Consider the following 18,648-nt stretch of genomic DNA (forward strand, 5'->3'; position numbering starts at 1 on the left):
ATTAACAGCGAGTATGAGGAAAATAATGAGGCTGAAATTGAGATAAGGCAGAACAAATATCTGAATAATCGGATTGAAGGAGACCATAGGTTTATCAACTAAAGAAGCTACCAGCCTTTTTGCTGATTCAAAAAATACTAAAGTAGCTGGAATTTCTTTTAATTTTGCCAGTGCATTTTGTCTGGATAGCATTTTAGAAGGCAAAAATCCTTCAAATAAAAATCTGTCTGTTGGCAATCCTGATAAGCAAAGAGCAGTAGAAACTGATGATGCCCCTGGGATGGCGGTTATTTTGATGTTGGCGTTCCTAGGCTGTGTTAGGCTGTGTTAACAAATTATCTTCTGTATATGTATAAAAGACGCATGCAATAAATGATAAAAATGTTGAGTCCAGCTTGTCATAACGTGGAATAACCAATCGCTTTGTCATACTCGCCCTTAGAATAATATGCTAACCCTAGGTTATTCCTTGCTCTTGCAACACTAGGATGCCCATCGCCATAACTCTTTAAATTATTCGCCAGTGATAAGTCATAATAAACTGTGGCTGTGGCAATAGTTTTGCGGTTTAGCGTAGCTGTCCTTCATGCTGTCCTAAAATATCTTGGATTACTGCATTATTCTTGCGTTTTGCATGACTCAAAGCAGTTCTTCCTCGCCAATCTTTTATGTCCTTATTAGCTCCGGCCTCAAGAAGAACTCGAACTATATCACCCATTTCTTTGCTTACAGCCTTTGACAATGGAGTTCTTCGGTCGAATCTTGAAACTCCATTTATAATCTTATCTCTATTAGAAGCATCACTTTTTTCTATTAAGAATTTAACTGCATCAACTTTACCAGTTTGAGCCGCATGATGCATTGGCGTATAGCCCCTATTATTTTTTGCAGTGACAAGGGTAGCATCTTTTCCATACAGAAACTCCATCGCATCAACTTTACCATTATAAGCCGCATGATGCATTGGCGTAGAGCCTTGTGCGTCTTTTGCATTAACAAGGGTAGCATCTTTTCCATACAGAAACTCCATCGCATCAACTTTACCAGTTTGAGCCGCATGATGCATTGGCGTATAGCCTTGTGCGTCTTTTCCATAAAATTTCGTTTCAGATAAAGCTCCTATTAGCTCTTTAATCTCTTCATTTGTTCCACCACCTCTTATGATAGCATGCAAAAGATACTCTGATTTTTTTTCTGGATTTTTTAGATATTCGGCGTACTCTTTAACGCCACGATTTCTAATATCCTCAGTATTAATACTTCTACTACAGTAAAACTCACATCTATCTCTTATTCTATCTATTATTCCAGAGTATTTTTTGTCATTATTTTTAATAAAATTTAGTTTCTCCAAACCATTGTCAACCCCTTTTTCTCCTCCACCTCCCAACTCGTGCAATGCTTTTATTACCATAGCAGGTTTATTATCTAGTAATTCCTCAGAGAAAATAAACAACACCATTAATGCCGCTTCTTGCTCAATATTTTCAATTTTACCGCTACTGGATGTATAAGCTTTATTAACTTGCTCTACTACCCACTTCTTTCCTGCATTTCTAGATAATTTTTCCAAATCTGGAATATCAGTGTTGTTTTTCTCTGGCTTTAGCCAATCAACATTCGAAGCAGTGTTGTCACCGAAAGCATATTTATTCAGGCTATCTGACATACAGTCGGCAACTTTTGTACTTACTCTATTATTTAACTCATCATTATTTTCAATCTTACCATCTGCTTTTTTTAACCGTTTGATTTTATAGCTATCATCATAGAAACTCTTCAGCACTTCATCAACTTTTATACCCCATGGTTTTAAATATTGTTCTTGCCTTGCAGGAGCAATCAATATCCCTTTTTCTGGATCATTATCGGTAATGCTAGACTGAGATTCAGTTAGAATCCTTTCTTGAGTTTTGCTAAAAAGATTGTTAGTCGTAGAGGTGTAGGCACTCCATACATTTGACGCAGACATACTAGACAATGGTGTTCGGTAAAACGAGTCAACTTCCAGTATTTTATTTTGATCCACACCCATAAGATAATCTATAGCTGGATTAATGTGAACCTGATTTCCTCTTAAAACATTCTTTGTAGACTCAAGATATAATTTTTCCTTAATTTCTTGATAACCAGCAGTTAGTGCTTGAGCTTGGGGCGAATCCAGTTGTCTTTCTGCTTCTAGGATTCTATTTTTTGTTCCACCAACACAAGCATATTCACTTGCTTGCTTAGAGGGGAACATACCTAAAGCTGTTTTTGCTTCTTCCTTACGACCAGTTTCAGATTTTTCTGCAACATTATTCATAAAACTAGTGAACAGCTTCATGAACCCTTCATGTTCTCCATTTGTGTCGAACTTCTTGTTACGCAGATCTTTATGTAACAATCCTTCAGGTTTTATAGCATTAATAGTTTGTTGAAGTGAGGAATCACTTGCCGCATCCCTTCGTTCTTCTCGCGAAAATGGCGAGTCATTAGAATTTAAATATTCTACATACTTCCCTAGAGTTTTTCCAATTTTGTCTTGAATATCACTGGTATTTTCGGAAGATTCTGAACGCCATATCTCGCTCGCCTCCTTAATGGTTTTAGGAAGCTCCTTTACTATCGCTTCTCCAGTATCATATCGACTTTCAAGTTCTGTAATTACAGCCTGACGTACAGTCAGCATTTGCCATTTTCCATTTTCCATAAAATTATATGCAATATCAATATACTGTGATTGTATACTTTTCTGGTGTAATTTACAAGAGATGATTAATATCTTAACTAATTGCTGATTTTTATATTTTTATGTTTTCATCCCATTCAATTTCCGAAGGCAATTATAGGGTAATGACGTTTTTTCTTTATTAAACGAATTGTCCAGCCGATGCTGGGATTTAAATCATTTGCAAGTGCCAGAATAACAATAGCAGGAATAGAAACAGTGAATATGATCAGAAAAAACCAATTAAACACCACAACAAATAAGCAAAGTAATTACTACCAATTTACTTCACTAATCGCAACTGAAAAGCCAGCAAAGCCCAAGGATATATTTCCACGAAATTCGTCAACAGATGCGACAGAGCCCAATCAGGTGCTATTGCCTGTGACGATCAAATATTTGAAGGATTGTTTGGGGTGTTTAATGATAGCCTTCCCGATGGCTGGGGGCGTTTATTGCTTGACCGGAGTTTGCGCAAACATGGCATTGCACCTGAGCAACTCACGGCATTGGATCGCCTGACGCATGTTGGCAAGAACGGTATGGGCGCATTATGCTATGAGCCTGATTCTAGTGCAAAGGAATTAGAAAAAGAATCTCTCAATCTGGATAGGCTTGCTCAAGAAACGTAAATGGTGCCGGAGGGCGAGGCAGAGGATGTGTTTCCGGAGCTGTGGGAGCTTGCCAGCTCTTCGGCAGGTGCTCGCCCAAAGGTGATGGTGGGTGTCAGCGCGGATAAAAAACACATTATTCATGGTCATCAGGAATTGCCGGAGGGATATACGCACTGGCTAGTGAAATTTGCTTCAAGCTCAGATGCAAAAGATATAGGTGCGGTGGAGCATGCTTACAGCCTTATGGCAAAAGCGGCCGGCGTGGTTATGCCTGAAACGCATTTATTTCCAGCTAAGAAAGGCAAGGGTTATTTTGGTGTAGAGCGCTTTGATCGTGTAGGCAATCAGTGCATACATATGCTAGCTTGTGCGGTCTGCTTCATGCTGATCATCGCCTGCCATCACTTGATTATGAAGCGTTGCTGCGAGCTAGTATGAAACTGACTAGAAATGTTAAAGAACTGGAAAAAATGTTCCGGCTTGCTGTGTTTAATGTGTTTGTGCATAACCGTGATGATCACTCCAAGAATTTTGCCTATCTGATGCAATCTGATGGCACATGGAAAACGGCGCCTGCTTATGACCTTACATTTTCCAGCGGTTCTGGTGGCGAGCAAAGTATGACCGTGATGGGGGAAGGCAAAGCACCCGGTAAAAAGCATCTGCTGGAGTTGGCGAAGAAGTTTGATATTAAACACGCACAAGCGATCATCGATGAAGTACAAGACGGACTTTCCAGATGGTCGGAAGTTGCAGATGAAGCGGGAGTAAGTTCCGGCACTGCAAAGCAGATAGGTAAGGTGATCATGAGCTAATGCTTGAAATGGTTATATTTCAAATTGCTCTATGATACAATTTACCGCTGGGTAAATACCAATAATGCAGTCAATTCATAAAATGGAGAGACATGTATAAAACTTAAGTCCGGCATCACACCTCCTTCATCGACCTAAATGCTAGGCGAATCTGTTTTTCGGTTTCAATAACGGCAAATAGCACTATACCAATTCCTACAATCAGCACGCCGTACCGGAATGGAATGGCCTCCGTGGCGAATATCTTTTGCAGTGGCGGTAGATAGGTAATGGCAAACTGTGCCATTGTGATAACAATCACGGTTGCCCACACTATCTTTGTTCCACGCACCGCTTTCCATGTAAGTGATGTGCTGTAGATATTACGGATAAAAAACAGATAAGAGATTTCCATCACCACCAATGTGTTTAATGCCATAGTGCGGGCAAGCTCAATCGTATACCCTTGCTGTGTTGCATAAAAATAAATACCGAACACGCCGCACAAAAAAAGCAGGGAGTTAAATACGATCTGCCGGACTAGTTCGCCGGTCAGTAGCGACTCATGACGCGGACGCGGCGGACGGTGCATGGTATTTTCTTCTGTTGGTTCAAATGCCAATGCAATACCTAGTGTCACAGTGGTAATCAGATTCACCCACAGAATCTGGATAGGCGTAATCGGCAATGTCATACCGAGGAGTAGTGCAACGATAATGGTCATCGCCTCTCCGGCACTAGTCGGCAACGTCCAACTAATCACCTTTTTGATATTATCATATACGGTACGCCCTTCTCGCACAGCAGCAGCGATAGAGGCAAAGTTGTCATCTGCCAGCACCAGATCTGCTGCCTCCTTGGCCGCTTCACTGCCTTTTTTTCCCATTGCGATACCTGCGTCAGCACGCTTAAGTGCAGGAGCATCGTTCACTCCGTCACCCGTCATTGCTACCGTCATACCATGCGATTGCAATGCCATCACCAACCGCAGCTTATGCTCCGGACCGGTACGAGCAAAAATATCGCATTCTAGCACGGCTTGACGCAGAGATGCATCGTCCATACGATCCAGATCGGTGCCTGTGAGTATCTTGTCGGGGTTCTTTAGACCCACCTGCTTACCGATAGCAGCGGCAGTCTTGGCATGATCGCCGGTGATCATCTTCACTTGAATACCTGCACCGTGACATTCGGTCACTGCTGCAATGGCTTCCGCACGCGGCGGGTCGATCATCCCCGTCATGCCGAGAAGTGTTAGTGTACCCTCGACATCGCTATGCTCCAATACCGTATGTTCAGGCTTTGTGGATTTCACTGCAAATGCCAGTACTCGCTGACCAAGTGCCGCAATACTTTCCGCTTGGTCATTCCAGTAAGATATATCTAGCGGTTTAGTTTTACCATTGGCATCACGCTGATTCTTACACATAGCCAGAATCTGCTCCGGTGCACCTTTGACAAATACAAATGCCTCTCGTTCATGGTTATGATTCAGTGTTGCCATAAAACGATGCTTGGCATCAAACGGAATGGCATCGGTTCGTGTCCACTCTTCCTGTTCCTTTCGTGCCTGCATATCCATTTTTCCGGCAAAGGCCAGCAATGCCCCTTCCATCGGATCGCCTTCTACGACCCACACTCCTTCATGCCGGTGCAGTGCCGCATCGTTACAAAGCACAGCAGCACGAGCAAGCTCTTCCAAAACGTTGTGTTCGGAAGGAGAAACGTCCGTATCTTCGAGTTTTAATACGCCTTTCGGTTCATAGCCATCGCCTTCCAGTGCAAATAAATGCCGGTGAGTTATAACCGATGCGACCATCATTTCATTGCGGGTGAGCGTACCGGTTTTATCGGTACAAATTACGGACACAGAGCCAAGAGTTTCAATAGCAGGTAAACGGCGAACAATAGCATTTCGCCGAGCCATCGCCTGCACGCCGACTGCCAGTGTAATAGTGAGTACGGCGGGAAGTCCCTCAGGAATGGCAGCGACCGATAACCCGACTACAGCCATGAACATTTCGGTAAAATCGTATTGAAAGATAAAATAGCCGAAAGCCAGTAACAACGCAGCGATAAGAAGAATAAAAACGGTCAACCATTTTGCGAATACGCCCATTTGTCGGACGAGCGGCGTTGTAAGCATTTCCACTTCCGACAGCAGGCCGCTAATCCGCCCAATTTCGGTACTACCGCCGGTAGCCACCACCACGCCCTTTCCTTGACCGCTTGTAACCAGCGTACCGGAAAAAACCATGCAGGAGCGGTCACCCAACGGTACATTCGCTTTAACAGGCTCAATATGTTTTTCAACAGGAACAGACTCACCCGTCAGAATGGCTTCCTGCACGCTCATGCCATGTGCGGTTAGTAACCGCAAATCAGCAGGCACTTTATCGCCCGCTTCAAGCAGTACGATGTCTCCGGGTACTAACCGATCACCTTCAATACTGATCCGCTCACCACCCCGAATAATATTGGCATGAGGTGCCAACATATGACGGATAGCATCCATCGCTTTTTCTGCTTTACCCTCTTGTATGAAGCCGATGATAGCGTTAGCAACCACCACAGCCAGAATCACAGCAGTATCAATCCAATGATCTAGCAAGGTCGTAATAACGGCAGAGCCGATTAGCACGTAAATAAGGATGTTATGAAAATGCATGACAAAGCGTATGAAGGCACTACGCTTTTCCGCCTCCGGCAGACGATTAGCACCATATTCGGCCAGCCGCTTTTCTGATTCGCTACGGTCGAGTCCGTTCTTGGATGATCTCAGCTCCTTAAGAGCGGAATCAGTTGATAGGTCGTGCCATATAGTCTGAACCTTTTCTGTTGTTTCTTTTTCCATAACCAACCCCCATTATTGTTATACCCTTAACGGAGAAACAAAACCATTGGGCTTACGGGCAATGCTTAGTGCTTGTTTTAGTGCATCCGTTTCATCCGTCATTCCTTGACTAACAAATAAAATATTATAAAAATTTTGCATACCTACATCTATATTTAACTATTTTTGCTGCACTCTGTTTTGCGAGCCGACCCCCAATCTTTTTTGACGAAAGCACCAAGTGCCGGCAAAAATTACTGCCAAAGATATCACCCCTATAGAAAATACAGGAAATAATATAAACCACAAGAAATGTCGGTGCATTTGTAGTAAATTAGCATGGAGTGGTTATGATTTCTTGAGGAACTCACTAATATGTCCGGTTGAGCCACGTGTGCGGCCACTTGCCGGAGCGAGCAAATCACCTTGTACTATAGTGTTCGCTTGAAGCATTTTGCGGTTTTCTGCGGATTTAAACCCTCCGACCTGAACTTTTTTACATTTATTTTGCTTCTTGTAACGGCGTTCTGATAATCATCCTGAAGGCGTTTTTGTGTAACATTCCCTCAAAGAAAATCAAATATTCAAACTGCCCTAAGTTTTATAGAAAACCCGAAGATACTCCGGCATTCAGGCAGCACGGAACACCAAAGAACCCTATTAAACTCGCTTTTAGTGATAATCTCAAATATTGCAAAAAAGATGGTTTTCAAACTCGCAAAAAGGCTTACCCCTTCTTGCGTACAGGGCAATTTAGTGACGGTAAGTACGAAATGGTGGGCCTGGGAAGACTTGAACTTCCGACCCCCGCCTTATCAGAGCGGTGCTCTAACCAACTGAGCTACAGACCCATCCTTTAACATGAAACAAACATATGCCTCACGAAGGTTAGTTTTTCTATATAAACATTCGTTACTTGTCAAAGGAATTTTTACAAAAGATGCGGTAGTGTTCATTATATATAGATTTTGTCATAGGAGAATTTATTTCAGTACCTATTTTTGTCATATTTGAGATGTTGAACAAGTTCTACAAAAATCTATATTTATTGCACGTTCTATTATTAGTTATTGGCAACCGTATGGAAGTCGTTTAACTTGTTGAACTCTTTTCTTAAAATTGCGATCGTTTCTTCCTTGCTGCAATCGTTGTAAGGCTCGGTTTGTGTTCCCCAAACGGGTTGCGGCCATATATCGTCGGTTTTGAATCTTGCAATTATATGCATATGTAATTGCTCGACATGATTTCCCATTGATGCAATGTTCATTTTGTCAGGCCAGTAAGTATTACGCATAGCTTCCTCAGCCTGTGCTATTTCCTCCATGAACTGCGCACGTTGTTGTGAGCTTATGTCGGTAATTTCAATTGCGTTCTCACATTTAGGCACAAGGATTATCCACGGATATAACTTGTTATTCATAAGCAAAACACCGCAAAGAGGGAACTCTCCTATAAAAAAGGTATTCTCTTCAAGCTTGGCGTTTAAATAAAAAAATATCTGTTCATAATTTCTTGTCATAACGATCCAATTTTATGACGTAAAAATTAACAAATTATTAATATGACTTAAATTTGCAACATTAGTTGAAGTTTGTGTAACGTTTGCGGCTGACTTTGGGCTAAAAAACAGTTATTTGTAGTTAATGCTTTTTTAATGAATTAATTGTATTATTATGGACAATTTATAACCGAAAGTTGTTCGTTGAAATGATTAGTGACCTTGAATTATCAGAACTTATTGCAGTAAAGCTTTGCCATGACCTTGCAGGACCTGTCGGAGCTATAAATAACGGAACCGAACTTTTAAAAGAAGCAAATGCCGGCATATATGAGCAGTCGCTGGAGCTTGTTGAAACAAGTGCAAAGGATGCAGTTGTAAGAATATTACTGTATAGACAAGCTTACGGTACGATAGGGTCAAACGGTCATATTACGATAGACAAGCTAAACAGCCTTACATCGAATTATTATAATAGTGGCAAGGTTGTAGTAAAGTTCACTAATAACGAGCAGCCTATAAGCATTGATGCCGGTTTAGGTAAGGCAATTCTCAATATGATAATGCTGATTGAAAAAACAATGCTTTACGGAGGTGTTATATCGGTGTCGGTTGAAATGAAAAATAATAAGACGCAATGTAGTTTTAAGGCAGAAGGCAGAGCCATCAAGGTAAATGAAGATCATCTTGAGATACTTCAAAACGGGGACGGTCAGATTAAGGTAGATGTGAAGAATATTCAGGCGTATCTGGTTTGGAAATTGATGGGTAAGTTAAATATGAAAACAAAAGTTTCAGTCAAAGAAGACCTACTGGAAATAAAAATGTTATGAAAATCCTAGAAGGTTGGTTACAAGGTATGTAATATGGATGAGTTAATTGAAGATTTTTTGGTTGAAACGTCAGAAGGGCTGGAAGAACTTGATAACGACCTTGTTGTTTTAGAGCAAAACCCCGCAGATAAAGAAATTATCGCTAAAATTTTCCGTGTGATGCATACTATCAAGGGTACTTGCGGCTTTTTGGGGCTTGCAAGACTCGAAAAAATAGCACATGCGGGCGAAGATGTTTTTGACAGGATAAGAGGCGGTGATTTTAACGTTACGCCCGAAATAATATCGCTGGTGTTCGAATCTTTGGATAAAATCAAAGAAATTATGTCACACATCGAACAGCATGAGGTTGAACCCGAAGGCGATGATTCCGACCTTACCGCACGCTTAAGAGCGTGTGCCGAGTCAGGGGGAATAGCTGCCGCAACATTACCTGTCGAACCTCCGGTCGTACAAGAGAGCATACCGACCGAGTCTAACGGCATACCGCAAGATAATGAAGAGCTGCAAAGGCTATTTGACGAAACGCAACCGCTTGTTGATATGGGAAATAATAAAGCCGTTGAAGTTGAATCAGGCAAGTCAGATGCAATACCGCAAGATAGTGACGAGTTGCAAAGGCTATTTGACGAGACGCAGCCGCTTGTCGATATGGGAACAAAAGAGCCTGTAGAAAAGCAGACGGTTGAAGCTGTAAAATCAGAATCTAAAGATAAAAATGATGATAAAGTTAAAAAGGCGGTACACCAGTCGATAAGGGTCAACCTTGATATACTCGAAGACCTGATGCAAAAAGCAAGTGAACTGGTGTTAACCAGAAACCAGCTAATGCAGATAATGCGTCAGCAGCAGGATTCGGCATTTAACCTTGCCCTGCAAAGGTTGAACGGAATAACTACCGAGATACAGGAAAGCGTTATGAAAACACGTATGCAGCCTGTCGGTAATGCATGGACAAAACTGCCAAGGATAATACGTGACCTTTCGGTTGAGCTTGGTAAGAAAATAGAACTGAAAATGACAGGTGAAGATACTGAGCTTGACAGACATTTGTTAGAGGCTATCACTGATCCGCTAACCCACATGATAAGGAATTCCGCCGATCACGGTATTGAAAGACCTGAAACCAGAGTGGCAGCCGGCAAGGTCGAATATGGAACTATAGAACTGAAAGCCTATCAAGGCGGCGGTTATATCATTATGGAAATCAGTGATGACGGTAAAGGTATCGACCCTGAGGTGATAAAGAATAAAGCTGTTGAAAAAGGACTGGTATCCGAAGATGACGCAAAAAATATGAGCGATTCACAGATATTGCAGTTCATTTTCGCAGCCGGACTTTCTACCGCTGAAAAAGTTACTTCCGTATCGGGGCGTGGCGTGGGAATGGACGTTGTGAAAAATAATATAGAAAATATAAGCGGGACGGTTTCACTTGAATCTGTAAAAGGAAAAGGCTCTACCTTCACTATTAAGATACCGCTTACACTTGCCATAATGCCTATATTGCAGGTGGCGGTAAAAAAACAAAAATTTGCAATACCGCAGATTAACGTTATCGAGATAGTCAAAGTAAACGGCAAATCTTCTATAAGAATAGAAAATATCAATAATAAGCCTATACTTCGATTAAGAGGGAAATTACTGCCGCTTGTGTCATTGTCGGAAGTGCTGGGTTATGAAGAATATCAGGCAGACGATGAAACACAGAATAATACATTATCCGAGTTTGTAACGGTATGTGAAATCGGCAAATATAATTTCGGGATAATCGTAGAAGAAGTGTTTGAAACCGAGGAAATCGTAGTAAAACCCGTTTCCCCTATCTTAAAACATATAGAGGTATATTCGGGCTGTACCATACTTGGTGACGGAAGCGTTATAATGATACTTGATCCCAACGGTCTGGCAAAATCAATAGGTGAAGTGCCGCAAGGAAATGACGGGGGTGCGGAAGATGATAGAGCGGACAAAACGGCAGGTGAAGAATCAAGCTTCATAGTGTTTAGGGTCGGTGACAAAACACCTAAAGTCATACCGCTTGAGCTTATATCACGTCTGGAAGAGATAGATGTCAAAAAAATAGAATATTCAAGGGGTATGCCGATAATACAATATAGGGGCGACCTTATGCGTATCGTAAAAATAGATAAAAATTATAATATTCCCGAAGAGGGAACGCAGGAAATGCTGGTATTGTCGGACTATGACAAGGTAATGGGACTTGTTGTAGAGGAAATAATCGATATTGCCAAGTGCCGTATAAGCAGCCGTATGTCCGGCGGTAATGGCGGGTATATGGGTTCTGTGGTAATCAACGATAAAACATGTGATGTTATTGATGTCGGCTATTTCTTTAAAGAGGCGTTTTCCGATATAGATGAGAGCAGAAAAAGCAGAATTGCGACAACTAATCATTCAAAAATATTATTTGTTGATGATAGCCCGTTCTTCAGAAAATTTGTTCCTCCCGAACTAAATGCGGCAGGATTTGATGTTACGGTCTGTACAAACGCAAAAGAAGCCTACGCAATTTTGGAGGCAAATCCTGCATTTGATGCGGTTGTTACGGATATAAATATGCCCGGTATGAACGGCGATGAACTGACAATGCTGTGTAAAGAAGACGAAAGGTTCAAGTCGTTACCTTTTATAGCAATGTCATCACAGATAGAAGACGGCTCGGATAATTCAAAGTTCGCTTATGCCGGTTTTGATGCTTGTGTTCCCAAAACAAATCACAAAGCCATTATCGATGTACTTGGTTCAATATTGAAAAAAGAGGCTGCATGAGTAGCGAGAACTTAAAAAATATCAATTTTCAAGAACAGCACTCCAAAAAAAGACAATATCTTGTCATGAGGCTGGAAAGTCAATTATTCGGTATTTTGGTTGAAAATATTCAGGACGTACTTTCCTCTATGAAAATAACCCCGATACCGCTTGCACCACCTGAAGTAAAAGGTGCAATGAATCTTAGGGGAAGGATAGTAACGGTTATTAACCTGCGTTCTATACTCGGTATGAAAGACGATAAAAAAACGGAAAATTATAAAAGCGTGATACTGGAAATAGAAGGCAATCTATATAGCATTATTGTAGATAGCGTTTCTGAAGTAATGGATATAGCCGATAACGAAATCAAACGGCTGCCTGAAAATATCTCGCAAAGATGGAAAGAGGTAAGCACAGGTGTTTACTCAATGGAAAATGAGGTAATGATATTCCTTGATGCATTTAAAATGTTCAGTAAAGATGAGGATTGTACTGAAGAGGCGGAAGTATAATATGAAAAAGATATGTTTGCTTGTAGATGATTCTTCGGTGGTGCGTAAAATATGCAGAAGAATAGTCACGGATCTCGGTTTTGAGGCAATAGAGGCATGTGACGGCAAAGACGCTTTAGAAAAATGCGAAGAACAGATACCCGATGTTATATTATTGGACTGGAATATGCCGGTAATGGACGGAATGGAATTCCTCAAAGCATATCGTAATAAACAAAAAGAAAATAATACTATCGTCATATTCTGCACTACCGAGAACGATATAACCAAGATTATGACGGCAATTGAAGCCGGTGCTAATGAATATATAATGAAACCGTTTGATGCCGATATAATAAAAGGCAAGTTTGAGCAAATGGGACTGATGGATAATTAATGAACGACTCCGGCTTTACAAAATACAGGGTAATGATAGTTGAGGATTCCTCATTGATAAGGGGTTATTTAATAAGGGCGTTACAAAATGACCCGCAGATAGAAATTTGCGGTGTAGCTGAAAACGGTCGGATAGCGGTTGATAAAGTTAAATTATATAATCCTGAAATTATCCTGCTTGATGTAGAAATGCCTGTAATGGACGGAATTACGGCATTACCGCTTTTGGTAAAGGCGTGTCCTGAAGCTAAAATTATCATGATATCCACTTTAACGGCAAAAAATGCCGCCATCAGTATTGAGGCTATGTCAAAAGGGGCGAGCGATTATCTGGAAAAGCCGAGTGCCGAAACGGATAAGACCCTGTTTAAGACGGAACTTATACAAAAAATCAAAGCTATAGCACTTTCAATAAGAAAGGTTGAGGAAAAATATACCAAAGATGATGAATTCAGATTTCTTAAAGCTGAGAATAAGTTACAAGTTCCGCCCCGGCTAAATAATGTAAGTGTTAGTGTAGAAAAAACATCTCAGGAAAAAAATAATAACACTATTAGTAAAGACGAGAATCAACAAACGGCATATGTTCCGGTGTTGCCACCGGCTTCGGCGACCTCTGCCATATTTACGAATGACGATAATAGGTTTGCAGGCTTTAAGCCCGATATATTGGCTATAGGCAGCTCAACAGGGGGGCCTAACGTGCTGCATGAGGTATTTAAACAGATAGGAAACTCAATTGGACATATACCGACCTTCATTACCCAGCATATGCCGCCGAAGTTCACCACATTCCTTGCCCAATCTATTGCAACTACAAGCGGTATGCGATGTACGGAGCCGCAAGACGGACAAAAAGTAGAAAAAGGGTGGATATATATTGCACCGGGGGACTATCATATGTTGGTAGAGCCGAAAGGCATAGATAAAATTATCAGGCTTACAAAGGACGCACCTGAAAATTTCTGCCGTCCGTCCGTAGACCCTATGCTAAGAAGCCTTGTTAATGCCTATGGGAAAAATATCCTGACGGTAATTATGACGGGAATGGGAAGTGACGGCAAGTTAGGTGCAAAACTTGTCCATGAAAAAGGTGGAAAGGTCATAATACAAGACGAGGCATCAAGCGTTGTTTGGGGAATGCCGGGAGCAATTGCAAAAGAAGGCTTTCAAGACGGTATCTATTCAAGTCATGATATTTCTAAGCAAATTATAAAACTATGCAGGAGCGATTTATAATGGCACTGCAAGCTGAGGATTTTGAATATTTTAGTAATCTGATAAAAGAAAAATCAGGAATATTCCTAACCAAGGATAAAGACTACCTTCTCGAAAGCAGGCTTAACCCTATAGTGCAAAAATATGGTCTTAGGGATTTAAGCCAGCTGGTTCTTTATTGCAAAGAGAAAAAAGACGGCTCACTTTTTGAAGAAATAGTTGAGGCAATGACCACTAATGAATCCCTGTTCTTCAGGGATAAAAAACCGTTTGATTGTCTCAAAGATATAATAATACCGAGAATAATAGGCAAGTGTCCCGACAAAAGGCATATCAGAATATGGTCGGCTGCCTGTTCTACAGGGCAGGAGCCTTATTCTATAGCCATGACGATAATGGAAGAGCCTCTACTGGCTTCCCTTACATTTGAAATACTGGCAACCGATGTTGATAAGAACGTAATTAATAAAGCCCAAGCTGGTAAATATTCCCAGTTCGAAATACAAAGAGGCGTTCCTATCAATTACCTTATAAAGTATTTTACGCAAGAGGGTGAGGATTGGTGTGTTAAAGAAGTCCTAAAGCAGCGGATAAAATTCACAAAATTCAATCTCCTCGATAAGCCGAATTTCAGTTCGAAATTTGATATCATATTTTGCCGTAACGTACTTATCTACTTTGACCAGCCAACCAAGGCAAATATTATAATGAACATGGAAAATGTGTTAGAACCGCACGGTGCATTGTTACTAGGTTGCTCAGAAAACATTTTCGGTATAGATGGAACGGGCTTTTCGGCACTGAAGAATAGCGATGGTAACTTAGTTTCCGGTGTTTTCGTTCTAGATAAATAGTTATATTGCTATACCGATGATAGTAATATAAAAAAAGTTTAACAAAAAAATCCTTATAAAATAGCAGCATAAAAATTAATTATAAAAAAATATAAAAAAATATAAAAAAAGTTTATTTTACTGCTTGACTTATGTCTGCATGAGTCGTATAACACCCCTCCCGATGATACATAACGGATTTTAAAAAATAAAAATTCAATATGCTTTTCGTCGGTTGATGTTTGAAATTGTGAATAGGTTTTGACGTATAATAACTGCAAATTTGTATGAGTTAAATGTTGACAGATGCAAGTTTAGTTCTATATACGACATCGTAATAATAAAAAATTTATGTAAGTAAATTAAGGGCGTTTGATGGATGCCTTGGCGAATACAGGCGATGAAAGACGTAATACGCTGCGATAAGCTACGGGGAGGTGCGAATAACCTTTGATCCGTAGATCTCTGAATGGGGCAACCCACAGCTTTAAGCTGTATTGCCGACTGAATAAATAGGTCGGTGAAGCAAACCTAGGGAACTGAAATATCTAAGTACCTAGAGGAAAAGAAATCAACCGAGATTCCGTTAGTAGTGACGAGCGAACGCGGACCAGGCCAGTTGCATAGTTTAAAAACCGGAAGTCTCTGGAAAGTGACGCCATAGTGGGTGATAGCCCCGTATGGGTAAGTTAAGCTAATGTACTTGAGTAGGGCGGGACACGTGAAATCCTGTCTGAATATGGGGGGACCACCCTCCAAGCCTAAATACTCGTATTCGACCGATAGTGAACTAGTACCGTGAGGGAAAGGTGAAAAGTACCCCGATAAGGGGAGTGAAATAGTACCTGAAATCAAACGCTTACAAGCAGTCGGAGCATCTTTATGATGTGACGGCGTACCTTTTGTATAATGGGTCAGCGACTTAATGTATTATGCAAGCTTAAACCGTTAGGTGTAGGCGTAGCGAAAGCAAGTCTTAATAGGGCGCTTTAGTATGATGCATTAGACTCGAAACCGGGTGATCTAGCCATGAGCAGGTTGAAGGTGAAGTAACATTCACTGGAGGACCGAACCCACGTCTGTTGAAAAAGACGGGGATGACTTGTGGCTAGGGGTGAAAGGCCAATCAAACTCGGATATAGCTGGTTCTCCGCGAAAACTATTTAGGTAGTGCGTCGTGTGTTTACCTTCGGGGGTAGAGCACTGGATGGGCTAGGGGGGCTTACCGCCTTACCAAACTTAACCAAACTCCGAATACCGAAGAGTATAGCACGGCAGACAGACTATGGGTGCTAAGGTCCATAGTCGAAAGGGAAACAGCCCAGACCTCCAGCTAAGGTCCCCAAGTCATGGCTAAGTGGAAAAGGATGTGAGAAGACCAAGACAGTCAGGAGGTTGGCTTAGAAGCAGCCATCCTTTAAAGAAAGCGTAACAGCTCACTGATCTAATCAAGTTTTCTTGCGCCGAAAATGTATCGGGGCTAAAGCCATGCACCGAAGCTGAGGATTCCAATTTATTGGAGTGGTAGCGGAGCGTTCTGTAAGCCTGTGAAGGTGTACCGTAAGGTATGCTGGAGGTATCAGAAGTGAGAATGCTGACATGAGTAGCGAGAAAAGTGTGAGAGACACTTTCGCCGAAAGTCCAAGGGTTCCTGCGTAAAGCTAATCTGCGCAGGGTTAGTCGGCCCCTAAGGCGAGGCCGAAAGGCGTAGTCGATGGGAAGCAGGTTAATATTCCTGCACCTGTGGGTAGTGACGGATGACGTGTATCGTATCTCCTTATCGGATTGGAGATGCGGTGAAGTTGTCCCGGGAAATAGCTCCCACAATAAGACCGTACCCCAAACCGACACAGGTGGACTGGATGAGTAATCCAAGGCGATTGAGAGAACGATGTTGAAGGAACTAGGCAAATTGCACTCGTAACTTCGGAAGAAGAGTGACCTTTATTCGGGCAACCGGATAAAGGTGGCACAGAGCAGGGGGTAGCGACTGTTTATTAAAAACACAGGGCTATGCTAACACTTTAAGTGGATGTATATGGCCTGACGCCTGCCCGGTGCCGGAAGGTTAAGTGGAGTGGTGAGAGCTACGAAATGAAGCCCCGGTGAACGGCGGCCGTAACTATGACGGTCCTAAGGTAGCGAAATTCCTTGTCGGGTAAGTTCCGACCCGCACGAATGGCGTAACGACTTCCCCACTGTCTCCAACATCGACTCAGCGAAATTGAATTCTCCGTGAAGATGCGGAGTTCCCGCGGTTAGACGGAAAGACCCCGTGCACCTTTACTATAGCTTTACAGTGGTATTAGGAATGTTATGTGCAGAATAGGTGGGAGACTTTGAAGCAGCGGCGCAAGCAGTTGTGGAGTCACCTTTGAGATACCACCCTTAACATTCTTGATATCTAACCGTGTTCCATGAAACTGGATCCGGGACCCTGTATGGTGGGTAGTTTGACTGGGGCGGTCGCCTCCTAAATCGTAACGGAGGCGTGCGAAGGTAAGCTCAGGCTGGTCTGAAATCAGCTGTTAGAGTGCAATGGCATAAGCTTGCCTGACTGCGAGACTGACAAGTCGAGCAGAGACGAAAGTCGGTCATAGTGATCCGGTAGTTCTTCGTGGAAGGGCTATCGCTCAACGGATAAAAGGTACGCCGGGGATAACAGGCTGATGATGCCCAAGAGTCCATATCGACGGCATCGTTTGGCACCTCGATGTCGGCTCATCTCATCCTGGGGCTGGAGCAGGTCCCAAGGGTATGGCTGTTCGCCATTTAAAGAGGTACGTGAGCTGGGTTTAGAACGTCGTGAGACAGTTCGGTCCCTATCTGCCGTGGGTGTAGGATACTTGAGAGGAGTTGCCCCTAGTACGAGAGGACCGGGGTGAACGTTCCACTGGTGGACCAGTTGTCGTGCCAACGGCAGTGCTGGGTAGCTATGAACGGAAAGGATAACCGCTGAAGGCATCTAAGCGGGAAGCCCCCCTCAAAACAAGGTATCCCTGAGAGCCGTGGAAGACCACCACGTCGATAGGCCGGAGATGTAAGCGCAGTAATGCGTTCAGTTGACCGGTACTAATTGCTCGATAGGCTTGATTTGATCCAGTGAAAGCCAGGTTATGGTTCTAGCGGATCCGAAAGCGTCACTACACAACGCTTGACTTGGATGATGTTCCTTTCTCGGTTTGGTGGTCATAGCGTGAGCAAAACACCCGGCTCCATTCCGAACCCGGCCGTTAAGTGCCACCGCGCCAATGGTACTGCGTCTTAAGACGTGGGAGAGTAGGTCACTGCCAAACCTAGTAAGGAACATCCTGTATCTCTCTACGATGATCTTCAGCCTCGGCATTTTACTTCTTGCTACGCCGAGACAATTGGCGCGGGGTGGAGCAGCCCGGTAGCTCGTCAGGCTCATAACCTGAAGGCCGCAGGTTCAAATCCTGCCCCCGCAACCAAAAAATTTCTTATAAATATCAAAACAATAAGCCTCCCTCGCGGGGTGCTTTTCTGTTTGTGCTGCGAGAAAATTGTCGCGTTCGTTGCCGCGTTTTTATGTTGTTTCATCGTGGCAATTGGAATGATGCCCGTGCCGAGATGGGGTTACTTCGGCTTTTCATCTTTCCAATCGCGCGCCCTGTGAAGGGGGGTACCCCCCT

The 18,648-nt window shown here is 42.5% G+C and carries 11 protein-coding genes, 2 tRNA genes, 2 rRNA genes and 3 pseudogenes; 14 read left to right on the top strand and 4 right to left on the bottom strand.

Annotated elements, in window-relative coordinates:
• Together O2942_11655 and O2942_11660 are read left to right on the top strand one after the other, a co-directional pair.
• Positions 1-96 (top strand): annotated as a pseudogene (locus O2942_11655) (IS6 family transposase).
• Positions 74-331 (top strand): hypothetical protein, encoded by a 258-nt coding sequence (locus O2942_11660; GenBank protein ID MDA0782898.1) that lies wholly within the window; start codon positions 74-76, stop codon positions 329-331. The pseudogene O2942_11655 and the gene O2942_11660 overlap by 23 nt, the downstream one beginning before the upstream one ends.
• Positions 332-568: 237 nt before the next feature.
• Here O2942_11660 and O2942_11665 read toward each other — a convergent pair whose 3' ends face one another.
• Complete coding sequence (locus O2942_11665) at positions 569-2,692, bottom strand: ankyrin repeat domain-containing protein (GenBank protein MDA0782899.1); 2,124 nt, start codon at positions 2,690-2,692, stop codon at positions 569-571.
• 156 nt (positions 2,693-2,848) lie between these two features.
• Here O2942_11665 and O2942_11670 point away from each other — a divergent pair.
• From O2942_11670 to O2942_11680, 3 genes and pseudogenes are all read left to right on the top strand, one after another.
• Positions 2,849-2,953 (top strand): annotated as a pseudogene (locus O2942_11670) (DDE-type integrase/transposase/recombinase).
• 173 nt (positions 2,954-3,126) lie between these two features.
• Positions 3,127-3,342, top strand: a complete 216-nt coding sequence (locus tag O2942_11675) for a HipA N-terminal domain-containing protein (GenBank protein ID MDA0782900.1) — start codon at positions 3,127-3,129, stop codon at positions 3,340-3,342.
• An 84-nt stretch (positions 3,343-3,426) separates the two neighbouring features.
• A pseudogene (locus tag O2942_11680) lies at positions 3,427-4,139 on the top strand (HipA domain-containing protein).
• Positions 4,140-4,254: 115 nt separating this feature from the next.
• On the opposite strand, the gene O2942_11685 reads toward O2942_11680, so the two are convergent.
• From O2942_11685 to O2942_11695, 3 genes are all read right to left on the bottom strand, one after another.
• Positions 4,255-6,972, bottom strand: a complete 2,718-nt coding sequence (locus O2942_11685) for a cation-transporting P-type ATPase (protein MDA0782901.1) — start codon at positions 6,970-6,972, stop codon at positions 4,255-4,257.
• 753 nt (positions 6,973-7,725) lie between these two features.
• Positions 7,726-7,802: transfer RNA gene (locus tag O2942_11690), tRNA-Ile, on the bottom strand.
• Positions 7,803-8,014: 212 nt separating this feature from the next.
• Entirely contained in the window at positions 8,015-8,470 is a 456-nt protein-coding gene (locus O2942_11695; GenBank protein MDA0782902.1) for an HIT family protein, read from the bottom strand.
• A 188-nt stretch (positions 8,471-8,658) separates the two neighbouring features.
• Here O2942_11695 and O2942_11700 point away from each other — a divergent pair, with 188 nt between their 5' ends.
• The 9 genes from O2942_11700 to O2942_11740 all read left to right on the top strand — a co-directional run bounded on the left by O2942_11700 (position 8,659) and on the right by O2942_11740 (position 18,447).
• Entirely contained in the window at positions 8,659-9,282 is a 624-nt protein-coding gene (locus O2942_11700; GenBank protein ID MDA0782903.1) for a histidine phosphotransferase family protein, read from the top strand.
• Between the two features lie 33 nt (positions 9,283-9,315).
• Complete coding sequence (locus O2942_11705) at positions 9,316-12,075, top strand: chemotaxis protein CheW (GenBank protein ID MDA0782904.1); 2,760 nt, start codon at positions 9,316-9,318, stop codon at positions 12,073-12,075.
• Entirely contained in the window at positions 12,072-12,569 is a 498-nt protein-coding gene (locus tag O2942_11710) for a chemotaxis protein CheW (protein ID MDA0782905.1), read from the top strand. The genes O2942_11705 and O2942_11710 overlap by 4 nt, the downstream gene beginning before the upstream one ends.
• A 1-nt stretch (position 12,570) precedes the next feature.
• Entirely contained in the window at positions 12,571-12,945 is a 375-nt protein-coding gene (locus O2942_11715; protein MDA0782906.1) for a response regulator, read from the top strand.
• Positions 12,945-14,183 carry a chemotaxis response regulator protein-glutamate methylesterase gene (locus O2942_11720; protein MDA0782907.1) on the top strand — a complete coding sequence of 413 codons (1,239 nt, stop codon included), beginning with the start codon at positions 12,945-12,947 and terminating at the stop codon, positions 14,181-14,183. The genes O2942_11715 and O2942_11720 overlap by 1 nt, the downstream gene beginning before the upstream one ends.
• Entirely contained in the window at positions 14,183-15,016 is an 834-nt protein-coding gene (locus O2942_11725) for a protein-glutamate O-methyltransferase CheR (GenBank protein MDA0782908.1), read from the top strand. Before O2942_11720 ends, O2942_11725 begins: the two co-directional genes overlap by 1 nt.
• Before the next feature lie 330 nt (positions 15,017-15,346).
• Positions 15,347-18,092 (top strand): 23S ribosomal RNA (locus O2942_11730).
• A gap of 84 nt (positions 18,093-18,176) precedes the next feature.
• Positions 18,177-18,291: ribosomal RNA gene (gene rrf / locus O2942_11735) — 5S ribosomal RNA — on the top strand.
• A gap of 79 nt (positions 18,292-18,370) precedes the next feature.
• Positions 18,371-18,447: transfer RNA gene (locus O2942_11740), tRNA-Met, on the top strand.
• The last annotated feature ends 201 nt before the right edge of the window (positions 18,448-18,648 follow it).

It is taken from the genome of Pseudomonadota bacterium, from assembly GCA_027620075.1.
Taxonomy (GTDB): Bacteria; Pseudomonadota; Alphaproteobacteria; order Rickettsiales; family UBA6187; genus 1-14-0-20-39-49.

Coding starts and splice junctions, on each gene's coding strand:
- O2942_11665 (MDA0782899.1), bottom strand. CDS start 2,692: ATGGAAAATGGAAAATGGCAAATGCTGACTGTACGTCAGGCTGTAATT.
- O2942_11685 (MDA0782901.1), bottom strand. CDS start 6,972: ATGGAAAAAGAAACAACAGAAAAGGTTCAGACTATATGGCACGACCTA.
- O2942_11695 (MDA0782902.1), bottom strand. CDS start 8,470: ATGACAAGAAATTATGAACAGATATTTTTTTATTTAAACGCCAAGCTT.
- O2942_11700 (MDA0782903.1), top strand. CDS start 8,659: ATGATTAGTGACCTTGAATTATCAGAACTTATTGCAGTAAAGCTTTGC.
- O2942_11705 (MDA0782904.1), top strand. CDS start 9,316: ATGGATGAGTTAATTGAAGATTTTTTGGTTGAAACGTCAGAAGGGCTG.
- O2942_11710 (MDA0782905.1), top strand. CDS start 12,072: ATGAGTAGCGAGAACTTAAAAAATATCAATTTTCAAGAACAGCACTCC.
- O2942_11715 (MDA0782906.1), top strand. CDS start 12,571: ATGAAAAAGATATGTTTGCTTGTAGATGATTCTTCGGTGGTGCGTAAA.
- O2942_11720 (MDA0782907.1), top strand. CDS start 12,945: ATGAACGACTCCGGCTTTACAAAATACAGGGTAATGATAGTTGAGGAT.
- O2942_11725 (MDA0782908.1), top strand. CDS start 14,183: ATGGCACTGCAAGCTGAGGATTTTGAATATTTTAGTAATCTGATAAAA.